Raw genomic sequence first — 14,839 nt, 5'->3', positions numbered from 1 at the left:
ACTATGGACTGATCTGGTCCGCCTGGCAGACCGCCGAAGGAGCCGCCTCGAACGGCGCGAACCGTCCATTGTGGATCCGCGTCACGGCCAGCACCAGCTCCCCGTCCCTCCATTCCGGACGGACGTGGTCCCGCGTTTCGAGCAGGTCACCGGCCTCCGGCGGCTGCCCGCCGAACACCACCAGCCGCCCGATCGCGGAGCGCGCCAGCAGCTCCCCGGCGAGCACCGTCCCGCGCAGTGCCGCCGAACCGGGGAACACCACGGCGCGCCCGCCCGTGCCCGCCTGGTGCTCGGCCGCCGCCAGCGCCGCCGCCGCGGCCAGGTCCGGGCGGCCCGACCGGCCGCTGCCGCCGGCCGCTCCGGCCGTCCCGTGCTCGGCGTACCTCGTCAGCTCGTTCCACACCCCGTCGAACCCGGGCGGCACCGCGAGGGACAGCGCGACGTGCGGCTCTCCCAGCCGGACGAGGTGCGTGCACACCACCGCGGACTCCGGCAGGCGGAGCCGGTCCACCAGCTCGTGTGCCAGGTCGTCCGCCTCTCCGAGTGTGCGGGTGCCGGTGTCGAGGCCGAACCACGAGGCAGCACCTCGCCGGGCCGGGGCGTGCGAAGGGCTCACCGACGAAGCGTCGCCGCCACGGGCGAACCGGACGTGAACGGCGGAGGTGCACGAGCGGTCCGGCACATGTCGGGGTGAGTCGCGTAACGGCACCCGGCGGCCCGGCGATCACCGGACGAACGGAAGGACCAGCATGACCGCCCCGAACCCCGCTCCCGCCCGCCGCCTCACGTGGTGGTGGTACCTGCCGGTGACGATCTTCAGCGCCGGGCTGCTCGGGTGGGTGCCGTTCCTGCACGCGGCGGCGCGGCTCGCCCGCCCGCGGCTCTACCTCTGGGCGCTGGTCTACGTCGTGGTGGCGGTGCTGGAGGTGGCCCTGCCCAGCGCCGCGGGCGGGTTCGTCGTGCTCGCCGGGGTCGCGTCGGCCTGCGTCCTGCAGGTGCGGCTGGGGAAGCAGCCGGTCCGGCTCCCCGCGCCAGCGCCCGAGGTGGACCCGGCCGTCGCCCGGGTGCTCGCGGCCCGCGCGCGACGGCAGGCGGCGCGGGAGCTGGCCGCGAAGGACCCGCTGCTGGCCCGCGAGCTGGGCATCGGCCGCCCCGACCTCGGGCGCGACTACGACGACGGCGGCCTGGTCGACCTCAACACCGCGCCGCCCGCCGTGCTCGCCCGCGTCTGCGAGCTGACCCCGGAACAGGCGCAGGCCGTCGTCGACGCGCGGCAGGAGTTCGGCGGCCGGTTCCTGAGCGTCGAGGACGTGTTCACCGCCGCCGACCTGCCCCTGCACACCTGGGACCTCGTCCGCGAACGCGGCCTCGTCCTGACCTGAGAGGGTGGTTGAAGGCGTGCGAAGCGGTGCGAGTGGCGGAGCAAGCTGACGGCCCGCATGAAGTGGCTCCGCCACCGGAAAAACATCCGAGCTCAGACCCGCGCGTCCTCGCGCACGTGGGCCCCGGCGGCCAGCGCCAGTGCCAGCAGCACCGGCAGCAGGTCCTGCTCCTCCGGCGCGTGCAGTGCCAGCTCGGTCTCGATCCGTGCCAGGTCGCCCCGGCCGCCGTGACGCGCCACGCGCGCCGCGACCACCGTCGCCTTCTCGGCTTCGCCCGCCGCGTCCGCCGGGTCGTCGCCGTCGGTCAGCAACAGCGCGCCGTCGTGCAGGCGGATCACCACGGCCTCCCCCGGGTCGCGGAAACCGCCCACCACCAGTGCGAGCACCGCGATCGCCCGCCGCCGCACGGCCAGGCCCGGCAGCTCCTGCTCCACGTGCCGGGCGAGGTCGTACGCCAGCCGGGCGGGTGGCAGCGCACCGGGCTCGCGCCAGCCGAGCGCGACCAGCCCCGCCAGCGCGTCGGTCAGCTCGCCGCAACCCAGCGCCGCCGCGGCCTCGACGACCAGGCCGCGCGCCACGAGGTAGTGCGACGGCACGATCCCCTCCGGCAGCGCGCCCGCGATCGCGGCGAGGACCAGCTCGGCGAACGCGGACTGCTCCGCGCCCGGCCACGACGTGACCTCGGCGGCGAAGTTCCCCAGGCTCGCCGGGTGGCGCCGGTGGGCGTAGTCCAGGAAGTGCTCGACCGCGACGAGCCACCGGTCCTCACCCCGCTGCCACAGCTGCTCGACCAGCTCGGCGGCCCGGTCCTCCGGCACCACCGTGACCAGCAGCCGCGCCCACATCGCGACCAGCTCCTCGCGGTGGCCGCTCCGGGCGATCAGGTCGCTCAGCCGGCTGAGCTGGTCGGCCCGGATGGCGAGGGTGCACTGGTCCGCGGTGTGCGCGACCTCGAGGGCGACGTCCGCGGTGTCTTCGGGCATGTGACCCGCCCTTCGGGTTTCGGCGCTTCGGCGGTCCGTTCCAGCAATATAGATCCCAATATTGGAAGAGGAGAAGTTCTGGCCCCCCGCGCGGGGCGGGGTTCGCCCCCGGGTTCATCCCGCCCGGCGCTCGTCTCCCGGCTGCGCCCACCGGTCGGGCACAGTGGACGGGGGTACCGCGAGGTCCGTGATCGTGCTCAGGGCACCCCACCTCGCTATGGTTGCAACGGTTGTGCATCGCTTCGTGCCCACCCGGGTACCCGGAGACCCCCGGCGCACACCTCGGATTCCAGGAGCGGCCACTTGACCCGGCGAGAGCTCGCGGCGGCGCGGATCACCGACCCGCTGCTGCACGACGCGTACCTCCGGTGCCGCACGCTCAACGCCCGGCACGGACGGACGTACTTCCTGGCCACCCGCCTGCTGCACCCCCGGCAGCGCCCCGCGGTCCACGCGCTCTACGGCTTCGCCCGCCACGCCGACGACATCGTCGACGAGCCCGGCGGCGACATCGCCGGCAGACTGGAACAGCTGCGGAAGGACCTGGCCGAGGGCCTGCGCACCGGCCGCTCGGCGCACCCCGTGCTCGCCGCGGTCGTGGACACCACCGCGCGGTTCGGCATCGACCCCGCGCTGTACTGGGCGTTCCTCGACTCGATGCGGATGGACCTCACCGTCACCGGCTACCCCGACCGCGCCAGCCTGCGCCGCTACGTGCACGGCTCCGCCGAGGTGATCGGGCTGCAGATGCTGCCGGTGCTGGGCACGGTCGGCGACCCGGCCGAGGCGGCCCCGCACGCGGCGGCGCTGGGCGAGGCGTTCCAGCTGACGAACTTCCTGCGCGACGTGGCCGAGGACCTCGACCGCGGCCGCGTGTACCTGCCCGAGGACGAGCTGGCGGCCTACGGCGTCGACCGCGAGCTGCTCGCGTGGTGCCACCGCACCGGCCGCCTCGACCAGCGGGTGCGGCGCGCGCTGGCCGACCAGATCGCCTTCACCCGGGCGATCTACCGGCGTGCCCGGCCGGGGATCGCGTTGCTGGACCCCGTGTCGCGCCCGTGTGTGGCCACCGCTTTCACGCTTTACGCTCGCATCCTCGACCGCATCGAGGCGGAGGGGCACAACGTGTTCCGCACCAGGGCGACGGTCGGCAACCCGGCCCGGCTCGCGCTCGCCGGCAGCGCCGCGACGCGCGTGCTGTGGGCCCGGGTCGGCGCGGCCGGGCGGAGTCCGGCGTGAGAGGAACGGGAAGGGCGGAGGATGGACCACCTGCAGTACCTGCTGGTGCTGGCCGCGTGCCTGCTGGTGACGTTGCCACTGGAGCTGACGGGGTCGCGGGTGTACCGGCGGCCCGCCCGGCTGGCGCGGGCGATCCTGCCCGCGGCCGTGGTGTTCCTGGTGTGGGACGTGCTGGCCATCGCGGCGCACGTGTGGAGCTACGACGCGCGCTTCCTGGTCGGGCTCACGCTGCCGTTCGGTGTCCCGCTGGAGGAGGCGCTGTTCTTCGTCGTGGTCCCGCTGTGCGGGCTGCTGACGTTCGAGACCGTGGAGCGGATGCTCGCCAGGATCCGCCGATGATGGGCTACACCGTGCCCGCGGTGCTGTCGGTGCCGGCGGTGGTGGCCGTGGAGCTGCTGTGGCTGCGCACCGGCCTGTTCCGGCGGCCCGCCTACTGGATCTCGATGGTCATCGTCGTGGCCTTCCAGGTGCCCGTGGACGGCTGGCTCACCAGGTTGCCCGACCCGATCGTGCGCTACAACCCGGACGACATGACGGGCGTGCGCTTCCCGTTCGACATCCCCGTCGAGGACTACCTGTTCGGCTTCAGCCTCGTCACCCTCACCCTGCTGTGCTGGCTCCGCGCGCGAAAGGACACCCCCGCATGACCGAGGTTCCCGCGGCGTTCGACCGCGGTGCCCGCGCCTACGACCGGCTCGTGGGTCTCAACCCCGGCTACCACGTGCACCTGCGCCGCTCGGCGGCGGCGATCCCGGCGGACGCGCGCCGCGTCCTCGACGCCGGCTGCGGCACCGGGGCGTCCACGGCCGCCGTGCTGAGCGTGGTGCCCGGGGCGGAGGTCGTCGGGCTCGACGGGTCGGCCGGGATGCTCGCCGAGGCGCGGCGCAAGCCCTGGCCGGACGGCGTGAGCTTCGTGCACAGCCGCGCGGAGGACCTGGCTGGGATCGAGGGGCGGTTCGACGCGATCTTCGCCGCGTACCTCATCCGCAACCTCCCCGACCCGGACACCACGCTCGCCGCGTTGCGCGGCCTGCTGCGTCCCGGTGGGGTGCTCGTGGTGCACGACTACAGCGTCAATGACAGCCTCGTCGCAAAGGCCGTGTGGACCGCGGTGTGCTGGTCGGTGATCATCCCGCTGGGCAAGGTGGTCTCCGGCGACGCCGGGCTGTACCGGTACCTGTGGCGCAGCGTGCTCGACTTCGACGGCGCGACGGCCTTCGCCGCCCGGTTGCGCCGCGCGGGCTTCACCGGCGTCCGCACGAGCACGATGACCGGCTGGCAGCGCGGGATCGTGCACACCTTCCGGGCCGAGGCCGCGTGAGCCGCGACCGCAGGCGGGTGCGGTTCGCCGCGCCCGCGGGAGCCGAGCGGGTTCCTGAACCGAAGCGCGTCGCCGTGGTGGGCGGCGGTATCGCCGGGCTGACGGCGGCCACCGCGCTGGCCGAGCGTGGCGTGGTGGTGGACCTGTTCGAACGCGAGCGGTACTGGGGCGGCCGGGTCGGCGGCTGGACCACGACGCTCGCCGACGGCAGCACGGTCGGGATGAGCCGCGGGTTCCACGCGTTCTTCCGCCAGTACTACAACCTCCGTGCGCTGCTCGGCCGCGCCGGGGTCGCACTGCGGCCGGTGCCGGACTATCCGCTGCTCGACGAGCACGGCCACACGGACACCTTCCGCGGCATTCCCCGCGTTCCGCCGTGGAACGCGTTCGGTTTCGCACTGCGCAGCCCCACGTTCACGCTTTCCGGACTGCGCAAGGTGAACCTGCGCGCGGCACTGTCGCTTGTGGACGTCCGGGTGCCGGAGACCTACGAACGGCTCGACGCGGAGAACGCCGCCGACTTCCTCGCGCGAATACGCTTTCCGGAAGCCGCCCGGCACCTGGCTTTCGACGTGTTCTCACGTAGTTTCTTCGCCTCCCCGCAGCGGCTTTCCGCGGCGGAGCTGGCGGTGATGTTCCACCTGTACTTCCTCGGTTCCGCCGAGGGACTGCTGTTCGACGTGCCGCGCGAGCCGTTCCACACGCTGTGGACGCCGGTGACCGACCGGCTGCGCGAGCTCGGCGTGCGGCTGCACCCGGGCACCGCGGTCACCGAGATCGAGCCGGGTTTCACCGTGCACACCGCGGACCGCTCGTACCCCGCCGACGCCGTCGTGCTGGCGCTGGAGATCCCGGCGTTGCGGACGCTCGTCGCGGCGTCGCCGCTGGGGCCGCCGCAGTGGCGCGAACAGATCGCCGAACAGGAGACCGCGCCGCCGTTCCTGGTGCGGCGGCTGTGGCTCGACCGCCCCGTGCGCGCGGACCGGACCGCGTTCCTCGCCACCGGTGGCCTGCCGCCGCTGGACAACATCAGCGTGCTCGACCGGTACGACGCCGAGGCCGCCGCGTGGGCCGCGCACACCGGTGGTTCCGTCGTGGAGCTGCACGCGTACGCGGCGGAGGACCGGGAGACGACGGCGAAGGAGCTGCTGTCGCGTTTGCACGCGATCTATCCGGAAACCCAGCAGGCGACGATCGTGGGCGACCGGGAGGAGTGGCGGGCCGACTGCCCGCTGTTCGCGCCGGGCACGTACTTCCGCCGCCCGCCGGTGGCCACCCCCGTGCCGGGGCTGGTGCTGGCGGGCGACGGCGTGCGCGTCGACCTCCCGGTGGCGCTCATGGAGCGTGCGGCGACCACCGGGTGGCTGGCCGCGAACCGGCTGCTGGGCGGGTGGGGCACCGCCGGGCACCCGGTCACGACCGTGCCCACCCGGGGCCGGTTCGCGCCGCTCCGCGCGCTCGCCCGCCTGCAGTGAAGGAGGAGACCGGCCCGTGCAGACTTTCCTGCCGTACCCCGACTTCGCGGCGAGCGCCCGCGTGCTCGACCCGCGGCGGCTCGGCAAGCAGCGGGTCGAGACGATCCAGGTGCTGCGGGCGCTGACCGTGCCGAGCTACGGCTGGCGGCACCACCCGGCGGTCAAGATGTGGCGCGGGTACGAGGAGGCGCTCACCCGGTACGGGCTGCAGATGTGCGAGGTGTGGACGTCGGCCGGCCGGGCGGACACGTGCTCGGCGACGCTCTTGGCGGACCTGAAGAAGGCGACCGGTCTGGCGCTGGTGCGCACCGAGCCGTCGCTGCTGGAGGCCGGGGAGATGCCGCCGTGGTTCGGCGACCAGGAGTTCCACCGCAGCCACCAGTCCGCGCTGCTGCGCAAGGACCCCGAGCACTACGGCCGCTGGTTCCCCGACGTGCCCACCGACCTCCCGTACGTGTGGCCGGAGTCCGACCGCCCCGCCCGGACGGCTTAACGTCCTGCCCGCAGGGCGTAACGACGCTCGGCGTAGGCGAGGTCGTCGCGCCAGAGGCGGGCCGCCGCGCGGCGCATCAGCGGGCGCAGCGCCGGCGCGGCCCTGCGGGCCAGCGCGAAACCCGGTCGTTCCGACGTCGCGATCGTCGCCTCCAGCACCGCCGTGCGGGGCCTGCCGTCCGGGCCCGGCCCCAGGGGCGTCGCGTGGGTCTCGACCACGCTGCCCTCCCCCTCGCCCTCGACGATCGTCATCACCACCGTGCGCGGCTCGGGGCAGCCGAACTCCGCCCGCACTGGCACGCCGAGCCCGGGGCCGACGCGGAAGGTCACGTCGACGACGAACCTGTCGTCCTCCTCGCTCGCGTCCACCGGCGGCGCGGACGCGACCGTCAGGTGCGCGAACGAGTACGGGTGGAACCACGAGCCGTGCCACGGGTCGAGGCGGTTGGCCACCACGTCGCCCGGCTCGCACACGCCCACCAGCCGCGTCACCGCCGCGACGCTGCCCGCCGCGGCCGGGCGCGGCGCCAGCACCGGCGCGGGCAGCGGTTCCTCGCCACCGGGACCGTCGAGCCGCACCCACGCGAGCACGCCGTCGTCGTGGCCGGGCAGCGGTTCCCAGCCGTACTTGCCGCTCGCCCCGACGGGCAGCCCGTGCCACCGGCACACCACCGTGTCGCAGACGACCCGGCCCTGCGCGAGCGGCGCGCCCAGGTGCGGGCACTCCCCCGGCCCCACCAGCAGCTGCCCGGCCGCGTCCCGCCACGCCACCAGCTCGCGGCCCGCCACGCGCGTGCCGAACGGGCGGTCCGGCCGCACGTCACTGCTCGCCGCGAACGCGAACCAGTTGCCCGACGGACGGGCCTCGGCGCGCTTGGCCGCGGCCTCGATCAGCGCGGGTGCGGCGTCGCGGAACGTGGGCTCCTGCGCCGACCACAGCTCCCGCGGGGTCGGCTGGACGGGCCAGCGCGCCGGCCACCGCTTCGCGATCCCGTGCTCGGCCACGTCCGCTCCCTCCACCTGCCCGGCTGCGCGTCCATCCTCCCCGGTGCGCGCCGACCACGCATCTCGCCGCCGCGCCCGGTAGATTCTCCGGTGATGGCCGGAGTGCACGGGCGGGAACCGTTCTCCTACACCGTCACCCCGCTGGGCGGCCGCCTGGTCGTCACGCTGCGGGGTGAGCTGGACGCGTCCACGGCGCCGGAGTTCGTCCCGGCGCTGCTGGAGCTCGCCGACGGGCCGGACCTGATCCTGGACCTGCGGCACCTGACGCTGATCGACTCCAGCGGCCTCGCGGCGCTGGTCGCGGGCTACCGGCGGGTGTCGGAGTACGACGGGGTGCTGGCGCTCATCGGCGTGCCGCGCTTCCTCTCGCGCATGCTCGCGCTGACCCAGCTCGACCGCGTGATCCCGGTGCTGGACGTGGCCTGAGCCGGGCTGTCACAGTACGAACACCGACCGTGCGAGGAGAGTCATGATCTTCATCACCGCCAAGTTCCGGGTCAAGCCGCAGGACGCCGACCGCTGGCCGGAGATCACGCGGGAGTTCACCGAGGCCACGCGTGCCGAGCCCGGCTGCCTGTGGTTCGACTGGTCACGCAGCCTCGACGACCCGGCGGAGTACGTGCTGGTCGAGGCGTTCCGCGACGACGCCGCCGCCGCGCACGTGCAGTCCGGCCACTTCAAGCAGGCCCAGCAGACCCTGCCGCCGCACCTGGTGGAGACCCCGCGGATCGTCAACGCGACGGTCCCGCAGGACGGCTGGTCGGAACTGGGCGAGCTGGCCGTGGGCTGAGCCGTGGCCGAGCTCTGGCAGCTGGAGCCGGGATCCAGCAGGTCGATCAGCGCGGAGAACCCGGACGGCGCGAAGGGCGGTGGCGCCCGGGCCACCACGGGCACGGGCGCGGACGCCGCGCGCGAGCTGGGCCGGGGCTGGAAGGTCTCGCCGTCGATCATCCTGGCCGACGGCGCCACCGCGACCCTCGCCGACGTCGCCGGGCCGGGGTTGCTGACGCACGTGTGGCTCACCACCGACTTCTCCCGCCTGCAGGCGCTCACCCTGCGGCTGTACTGGGACGAGGAGGAGACGCCGGCGGTGGACGTGCCGCTGGGCGCGTTCTTCTGCAGCGCCTGGGGCGAGTTCGCGCCACTCGAATCGGACCTGGTCGTGGTCGCGCCCGCGGGCGGCCTGAACAGCTACTGGCCGATGCCGTTCCGCCGCCGGGCGCGGCTCACGCTGACCAACGCCAGCGGCACCGATCTGCCGGTGTACTACCAGGTCGACTACCGGCTGCGGGACCTGCCGCCGGACACCGCGTACCTGCACGCCGCCTGGCGCCGCAGCGACCCGCTCGGCTCACCGGCGATCCACCCGATCCTCGACGGCGTCAGCGGGCCCGGGCAGTACGCGGGCACGTACCTGGCGATCCAGCCGCGCGTACCGGGCTGGTGGGGCGAGGGCGAGGTGAAGTTCTACCTCGACGGCGACCAGGAGTTCCCGACGATCTGCGGCACCGGCACCGAGGACTACTTCGGCGGCGCGTGGAACTTCGACGTGGGCGGCCGGTACGTGCCGTACTCGACCCGCTGGCTCGGGCTGCACCAGGTGCTGCCGCCGGACGAGATCTACCAGCCGGACCAGCGGTTCGGGATGTACCGCTGGCACGTGCGCGACCCGATTTCGTTCGAGCGGGACCTGCGCGTGACGATCCAGGCCCTGGGCTGGCAGTCCGGCGGCTTGTACCTGCCGCTGGAGAACGCGTCGATCGCGACGACGGCGTTCTGGTACGCCTAGTTCTCCGGCTTCCCGGTGGGCAGGTTCGGCAGGTCCGCGCGGAGCTGGTGCAGGTCCTCGTACACCCGCGACGCGCCGCTGTCGCGCAGCTCCTGCTCGCCGAAACCACCCGTGCGCACGGCCACCGACGGCAGGCCGATCCGCCGCGCCGCCTCGCAGTCCCACACCGAATCGCCGACGACGACGGCCTCGTTGTCGCCCGCCTTCTCGAGCGCGACTTCGATCAGGTTCGGCTCGGGCTTGGTCTCCGACACGTCGCCGGAAGTGGTCCAGTCCTTCGCGAGCTCACGGGCGTCGAGCAGGTCGAGGTACTTGTCGACGTGGTCGGGCTTGCCGGAGCTGGCGAGCACCACGGTGTACCCCGCGTCGCGCGCGGCCTCCAGCAGCTCCCGCGCGCCCTCGATCGCGCAGATCTCGCCGAGGACGGCGTCGGCCTCTTCCTTCCACTTGTCGCGCACGGTGTCGCCGAACCGGTCCTCGACCTCCTGCCCCGCGACGGTGGGCACGAGCTGGTCGCCGCCCATCCCGATGGCGCGGTGGATGCGCCAGATCGGCACGGTCACGTCGCAGCTGCGGAACGCGCGGAACCACGCGACGGCGTGGTGGTAGTTCGTGTCGACCAGGGTTCCGTCCACATCCAGGACCAGTACGCGGCTCATGCCGCGGGGAATGCCCTTCCCGAGGCCGGGACAAACCCGTCAGTAGGGCCGGTCACCGGCGATCGCGACGCGCTCCGCGATCCGCACGTGCGGGGCGTAGTCGTTGACCGCGTAGTGCTGCGTCGCGCGGTTGTCCCAGAACGCCACCGCGTTCTCGGTCCACCGGAACCGGACCTGGAACTCCGGCACGTGCGCCTGCGCGAACAGCAGCCGCAGCAGCTCGTCGCTCTCGTCGCGTTCCAGGCCGACGATGTGCGTGGTGAACGACGGGTTCACGAACAGCGTGCGCCGGCCGGTCACGGGATGCGTGCGCACCACCGGGTGTTCGACGGGCGGGAACTCGTCCTGCCGCGCGGCGAGGAAGCCCGCTTTCGCGAAGCGCGCGAAGCCGGGGACGAAGTCGTGCACCGCGCGCAGTCCGGTGATCCGCTCGCGGACGTCGGCGGGCAGGTTGTCGTACGCGGCGGCCATGTCCGCCCACATCGTGTCCCCGCCGAACGGTGGCACCCGCACGAGCCGCAGCACCGAGCCCAGCGCGGGGCTGGGCCGGAAGGTCACGTCGGTGTGCCAGACGTTCTCGAACGCGGGCATCGACTCGGTGCGCGCGAACCGGGTGACCTCGTCGGAGTCCCCCTGGGGCAGCAACGGGTTCGTCTCCAGCTCACCCCAGTTCCGGGCGAACGCGCGCTGCTGCTCGGACGTGATGTCCTGGTCGCGGAAGAACAGCACCTTCCACTCCAGCAGTGCCCGGTCGAGCTCCGCCCGCAGCGGTCCGGTCAGCGGGCGGCCCAGGTCGACGCCCTCGATCTCGGCGCCGATGACCCGGCCGAGCGGGCGCAGGCCGAACAGGTCGTAGGGGCGCGACTCGACGCCGTCGGGAAGCCGCCGCAGCACGCGCGGCCCCTCGACGATGCTCGTGTCCGGAACGTGGGCGGGGCGCAGGGGGGAGGCCACATCGAGCATGGCCCGAGCATCGTGGCGGGATCGGGTGATGGTCAACAGTGTCCACATGGCAGGACTCGTGCGCGCGTGCGCGGGTGTGCTTGACTGCTCACGATCCGCAGTCGGTCAGGGAGAGGAAGGGAACGCGGGTGGCGACCTGGCGCGAGCTCGTGACGTTCATCAGGCAGTCCTATCGCGTGATCCGCGACGAGCCGGAGGAGCTCCGGATCCGGTTGCGGTTCCGGAAGGATCCGGAGGACGAGGAGCGCACCCAGATGGTGGTCATCGCGCGCGAGGTGCTCGACAAGCGTGAGGAGTGGGTGCAGATCGCGACGCCGTTCGCACGGGCCGACGAGTGCGACCTGCACGCGGTGCTGGAGGAGATCGGGCACACCACGGTGGTCGGCGGGGCCTGCGTGATGGGCGAGTACCTCGTGCTGCGCCACTCGCTGCCGCTGAAGAATCTCGACATCAACGAGTTCACCGATCCGCTGGAGCTCGTCACCGGTTCGGCCGAGATGCTGGAGGAGCAGATCACGGGCCGGGACGACTACTGACGTTCCGCCTCCGGAAAGCGCTTCCCGAAGCTAATCTTCCCGTATGGAGCCATGGGGGTTGTCGGGGCCGCAGTTCATCGGGGTGTACGTGGCGGCGCTCGTCGTCGCGCTCGCGCTGATGTTCGCACTGCGCCGCGTGGTGTCCCGCGTCCCGGTGGCGGCCGCCCAGGCGCCGTTGTCGCTGGAGGAGGCGGCGTTCCTCGTCGGCGGGCCGCACCGCGTGGTCGACTCCGCCGTGGCGGGCCTGATCGACGCCGAACGGCTGCGGGTGCAGCGCGGCGGGAAGCTGCAGGCGGTGGGCCGGCAGGCGGCCGGTGAGCGGCTGGAGCAGGCCGTGTTCGCGTACGTGCGGGAGCACGACAGCCGGACGTTGTCGCAGGTGCGCGGTGCCCTCGGCGATCACGACGTGGTGCGGTGGGCGCACGCTTCGCTCACCGAGCGCGGGCTGCTCGTCCGGCCGCGGGTGCCGAGGCTGCTGGTTCCGGCGCTGCCGCTGCTGGCCGTGGTGGCACTCGGCGTGGCACGGCTGGTGAACGGCGTGGCGCTGCACCGGCCGGTGGGGTTCCTGGTGCTGTTGCTGATCGTCGCCGTGCTGGTGACGGGCGTGGCGTTGTGGCCGCGGGCGCGATGGCTCAGCGCCCCGGGGCGGGAGGTGCGGGCTTCGGTGGAAGGCAAGGCGCCGGAGCGGAACGGGCACGTGGGCCTGCCTGCGCTCACCGGAGCGGTGGGCCTCGTGGCGGTCGGCGGCCTGGTGGCCTTCCCGGACGAGGCCATCGCCGCCCAACTGCGCTCGGCAATGCCGTCGAGCTCCTCCGGCGGAGGCGACTCGTCCTCCTGCGGAGGCGGCGGTTGTGGTGGTGGCGGATGCGGCGGTTGATGGACGGATTGGGCGTCGGGCTGGGGTGGCGGCCCGAGCTGGACCTGAGCATCGAGCGGCTGCCCGGGGTGGACTTCGTCGAGGTCGTCGCGGAGAACCTGCGGCCGGAGCGGCTGCCGGACTCGCTGCGGCTGCTGCGGCAGCGCGGGCTGCCGGTGCTGCCGCACGCGGTGTCGCTCTCGCTCGGTGGCGCGGAGCCGGTGGACCGCGGCAGGGTCGAGCACCTGGCCGCGGTCGCCGAGGCGCTCGACGCGCCGCTGGTGAGCGACCACGTGTGTTTCGTGCGCGCCGGCGGGCTGGACTCCGGGCACCTGCTGCCGATGCCGCGCACACGGGAGGCGCTGGACGTGCTGGTGGCCAACGTGCGGGCGGCCCAGAAAGCGCTTTCCGTGCCGCTGGCGCTGGAGAACATCGCCGCGCTGCTGGAGTGGCCGGACGCGGAGCTGGGCGAGGCGCAGTTCCTGGGTGAGCTGACGGAGCGGACGGACTGCCTGCTGCTGATCGACGTCGCGAACCTGTACGCGAACGCCCGCAACCTGGGCTCGGACCCGGTGCGGCTGCTGGACGAGCTACCCCTGGAGCGGCTCGCGTACGTCCACATCGCGGGCGGCGTCGAGCGGGACGGCGTGTACCACGACACGCACGCCCACCCGGTGCGCCCGGAGGTGCTGTCGCTGCTGACCGAACTGGCGGCGCGCACGGACCCGCCAGGAGTCCTCCTCGAACGCGACGACGACTTCCCCGCGGACAGCGAACTGGCCGCCGAGCTGACCGCCATCCGCGCGGCACTGGGATGACCCCGCCCCGGTGCGCTCCTGCCGCCCCAACCCCAGCGCTTCCTCCCCCACGGCACAGCCATGACCCAGCCCCAGCGTGACCGCCTCGCCGCGGCCCAGGCGGCCCTCCTCCACACCCTCCTCGCCGACGCTCCACCGCCTCCCGGATTCGACGTGGACCGGCTGCGGGTCGAGGCCGAAGCGTTGCGCGCCAAGCGAAGGCGCGTCGTCGCGAAGCTCGCCGCCGAGGAGTGCCGCCGGCTGGGAGAGCGCTTTCCCGCCCTCTTCGACGAGTACGCCCGCGCCCACCCCCGCGCCGACGGCACCCGCGCCCGGGAGGACGCCCGGGCGTTCGTCCAGTGGGCCCGCCGCCACGGGCACCTGCGCCGCCGGCGGAAATGAACTGGCAGGATTTCGTCGCTAACGTGCGGACCTGCCACTCGTTCCCCGCGCCGGACCCGCGCACTCTGGGCACATGAGCATGCTGACCCGAGTTCGCGAGTTCCTGGCCACCCAGGCAGAACTGGCGCAACGCCAGGACCTGCTCAACCGCCCGTGGGAGGAGGACCTGCTGCACTGGGCCTTCGACGGCCGCGAGTGGCACCTGCACGGCCACCTCGCCCCACCGCCGAACCGCCGTCGCCACAGCACGACCCGCAGCGGGTGGTGCCCCGGCCTGCGGACCCAGCCCGCCCGGAAGGACGAGACGCGCCAGCACCGCTGACGTCCACTGTGGAATCTCCGCCGGTCGGTGACCTTCGGCCCTTCCGGCGCCGCCCGGAAGGCGCCACGGTCGGAGGACCCCGCGAAGGGAGTCCGCCGTGAACGGCACCGAGATCCGCGAAGCCCTGCTGGCCGACCACTACGCCCCGCGCTACGACGTGATGCAGACCCGGCACCTGGTCACGGCCGTGCCCGCCGCCGACGCCTACCGGGCGCTGCGCGACCTCGACTTCACGACCGTCGGCGGCTTCGGGTTCTGGCTCCGCGGCCGGCCCGCCCACCTGACCTTCGACGACCTGGCGGCGGACTCCGGCTGGGTGGTCCTCGGGGAGCGGCCGGGCGCCGAGATCGCCGCCGGCGTGGCCTGGCGTCCCACCCTGGAGTGGCGCCGGATCGAGCCCGCCGAGTTCCCCGCGTTCGCGGAGCCGGGCTGGGGCAAGATCGTCTTCTCGCTGTCGGCCGCGCCCTACGGCGAATCCCGCGCACTGCTGACCAGTGACGTGCGGGTGGCGCTCAACGACACAGCCGGCCGCGCGAAGTTCCGCGCCTACTGGGCGATCCTCGGCCCGATCGTCGGCGGCATCCAGGCCGCGGCCCTGCGCGCGGCCGGAGAGTGAGC

General features: G+C 73.6%; 21 protein-coding genes. 16 read left to right on the top strand and 5 right to left on the bottom strand.

From position 1 onward, the window contains the following. Position 1: 1 nt before the first annotated feature. The gene (locus tag FHX82_RS20810; protein WP_145936509.1) at positions 2–616 is read right to left on the bottom strand and encodes a hypothetical protein; all 615 of its coding nucleotides are present in this window, start codon (positions 614–616) and stop codon (positions 2–4) included. Between the two features lie 133 nt (positions 617–749). On the opposite strand from FHX82_RS20810, the gene FHX82_RS20805 reads away from it, so the two are divergent. Then, a complete protein-coding gene (locus FHX82_RS20805; protein WP_145936508.1) occupies positions 750–1,382 on the top strand; it encodes a ComEA family DNA-binding protein in 633 nt (210 codons plus the stop codon). A 92-nt stretch (positions 1,383–1,474) separates the two neighbouring features. Here the strand turns inward: FHX82_RS20805 and FHX82_RS20800 are convergent, their stop codons facing one another. Then, positions 1,475–2,365: a hypothetical protein gene (locus FHX82_RS20800; RefSeq protein ID WP_145936507.1), complete on the bottom strand. Its 891-nt coding sequence runs from the start codon at positions 2,363–2,365 to the stop codon at positions 1,475–1,477. A 303-nt stretch (positions 2,366–2,668) separates the two neighbouring features. Between FHX82_RS20800 and FHX82_RS20795 the strand changes: the two genes are divergently transcribed. Genes FHX82_RS20795 through FHX82_RS20770 form a run of 6 tightly spaced genes read left to right on the top strand, consistent with a single transcriptional unit; the run spans position 2,669 to position 6,893 of the window. After that, positions 2,669–3,604, top strand: a complete 936-nt coding sequence (locus FHX82_RS20795) for a phytoene/squalene synthase family protein (protein WP_145936506.1) — start codon at positions 2,669–2,671, stop codon at positions 3,602–3,604. Between the two features lie 21 nt (positions 3,605–3,625). Further along, positions 3,626–3,943, top strand: a complete 318-nt coding sequence (locus FHX82_RS20790; protein ID WP_145936505.1) for a lycopene cyclase domain-containing protein — start codon at positions 3,626–3,628, stop codon at positions 3,941–3,943. Then, complete coding sequence (locus tag FHX82_RS20785; protein WP_221216179.1) at positions 3,940–4,251, top strand: lycopene cyclase domain-containing protein; 312 nt, start codon at positions 3,940–3,942, stop codon at positions 4,249–4,251. The genes FHX82_RS20790 and FHX82_RS20785 overlap by 4 nt, the downstream gene beginning before the upstream one ends. Next, positions 4,248–4,925 (top strand): class I SAM-dependent methyltransferase, encoded by a 678-nt coding sequence (locus tag FHX82_RS20780; protein WP_145936504.1) that lies wholly within the window; start codon positions 4,248–4,250, stop codon positions 4,923–4,925. Before FHX82_RS20785 ends, FHX82_RS20780 begins: the two co-directional genes overlap by 4 nt. After that, a complete protein-coding gene (locus FHX82_RS20775; RefSeq protein WP_145936503.1) occupies positions 4,922–6,400 on the top strand; it encodes an FAD-dependent oxidoreductase in 1,479 nt (492 codons plus the stop codon). The genes FHX82_RS20780 and FHX82_RS20775 overlap by 4 nt, the downstream gene beginning before the upstream one ends. Positions 6,401–6,416: 16 nt before the next feature. Next, positions 6,417–6,893, top strand: a complete 477-nt coding sequence (locus FHX82_RS20770) for an MSMEG_6728 family protein (RefSeq protein ID WP_145936502.1) — start codon at positions 6,417–6,419, stop codon at positions 6,891–6,893. Here the strand turns inward: FHX82_RS20770 and FHX82_RS20765 are convergent. After that, complete coding sequence (locus FHX82_RS20765; protein WP_229880656.1) at positions 6,890–7,897, bottom strand: Rieske (2Fe-2S) protein; 1,008 nt, start codon at positions 7,895–7,897, stop codon at positions 6,890–6,892. The two genes, FHX82_RS20770 and FHX82_RS20765, sit on opposite strands and share 4 nt — an antisense overlap. 93 nt (positions 7,898–7,990) lie before the next feature. Between FHX82_RS20765 and FHX82_RS20760 the strand changes: the two genes are divergently transcribed. From FHX82_RS20760 to FHX82_RS20750, 3 genes are read left to right on the top strand one after another with little or no spacing between them, the layout of a single operon-like run. Next, a complete protein-coding gene (locus tag FHX82_RS20760; protein ID WP_145936501.1) occupies positions 7,991–8,323 on the top strand; it encodes an STAS domain-containing protein in 333 nt (110 codons plus the stop codon). A 43-nt stretch (positions 8,324–8,366) separates the two neighbouring features. Continuing rightward, positions 8,367–8,687, top strand: coding sequence for a putative quinol monooxygenase (locus FHX82_RS20755; protein ID WP_145936500.1), 321 nt, complete (start codon positions 8,367–8,369; stop codon positions 8,685–8,687). A gap of 3 nt (positions 8,688–8,690) precedes the next feature. Next, positions 8,691–9,686: a glycoside hydrolase family 172 protein gene (locus FHX82_RS20750; RefSeq protein WP_145936499.1), complete on the top strand. Its 996-nt coding sequence runs from the start codon at positions 8,691–8,693 to the stop codon at positions 9,684–9,686. Here FHX82_RS20750 and FHX82_RS20745 read toward each other — a convergent pair. Together FHX82_RS20745 and FHX82_RS20740 are read right to left on the bottom strand one after the other, a co-directional pair. Further along, entirely contained in the window at positions 9,683–10,345 is a 663-nt protein-coding gene (locus FHX82_RS20745; RefSeq protein WP_145936498.1) for an HAD family hydrolase, read from the bottom strand. The two genes, FHX82_RS20750 and FHX82_RS20745, sit on opposite strands and share 4 nt — an antisense overlap. Before the next feature lie 39 nt (positions 10,346–10,384). Continuing rightward, entirely contained in the window at positions 10,385–11,308 is a 924-nt protein-coding gene (locus FHX82_RS20740; protein ID WP_145936497.1) for a TauD/TfdA dioxygenase family protein, read from the bottom strand. Positions 11,309–11,436: 128 nt separating this feature from the next. Here FHX82_RS20740 and FHX82_RS20735 point away from each other — a divergent pair, with 128 nt between their 5' ends. The 6 genes from FHX82_RS20735 (at position 11,437) to FHX82_RS20710 (ending at position 14,837) form a co-directional block, all read left to right on the top strand. Then, positions 11,437–11,844 carry a hypothetical protein gene (locus FHX82_RS20735; RefSeq protein ID WP_145936496.1) on the top strand — a complete coding sequence of 136 codons (408 nt, stop codon included), beginning with the start codon at positions 11,437–11,439 and terminating at the stop codon, positions 11,842–11,844. A 43-nt stretch (positions 11,845–11,887) separates the two neighbouring features. After that, positions 11,888–12,721: a TIGR04222 domain-containing membrane protein gene (locus tag FHX82_RS20730; protein ID WP_145936495.1), complete on the top strand. Its 834-nt coding sequence runs from the start codon at positions 11,888–11,890 to the stop codon at positions 12,719–12,721. After that, positions 12,721–13,518, top strand: coding sequence for an MbnB/TglH/ChrH family RiPP precursor modification enzyme (locus FHX82_RS20725; protein WP_145936563.1), 798 nt, complete (start codon positions 12,721–12,723; stop codon positions 13,516–13,518). Before FHX82_RS20730 ends, FHX82_RS20725 begins: the two co-directional genes overlap by 1 nt. Positions 13,519–13,578: 60 nt before the next feature. Beyond that, positions 13,579–13,899: an SCO6045 C-terminal-like domain-containing protein gene (locus FHX82_RS20720; protein WP_145939344.1), complete on the top strand. Its 321-nt coding sequence runs from the start codon at positions 13,579–13,581 to the stop codon at positions 13,897–13,899. A gap of 73 nt (positions 13,900–13,972) precedes the next feature. Then, complete coding sequence (locus FHX82_RS20715) at positions 13,973–14,221, top strand: hypothetical protein (RefSeq protein ID WP_145939343.1); 249 nt, start codon at positions 13,973–13,975, stop codon at positions 14,219–14,221. A 97-nt stretch (positions 14,222–14,318) separates the two neighbouring features. Continuing rightward, positions 14,319–14,837 (top strand): hypothetical protein, encoded by a 519-nt coding sequence (locus FHX82_RS20710; protein ID WP_145939342.1) that lies wholly within the window; start codon positions 14,319–14,321, stop codon positions 14,835–14,837. Positions 14,838–14,839 lie beyond the last annotated feature (2 nt).

This window comes from Amycolatopsis bartoniae (assembly GCF_014191255.1).
GTDB classification, from domain to species: Bacteria; Actinomycetota; Actinomycetes; order Mycobacteriales; family Pseudonocardiaceae; genus Amycolatopsis_E; species Amycolatopsis_E bartoniae.
The sequence above is the reverse complement of the archived record's forward strand: the minus strand, read 5'-3'. Positions and strand labels throughout refer to the sequence as shown.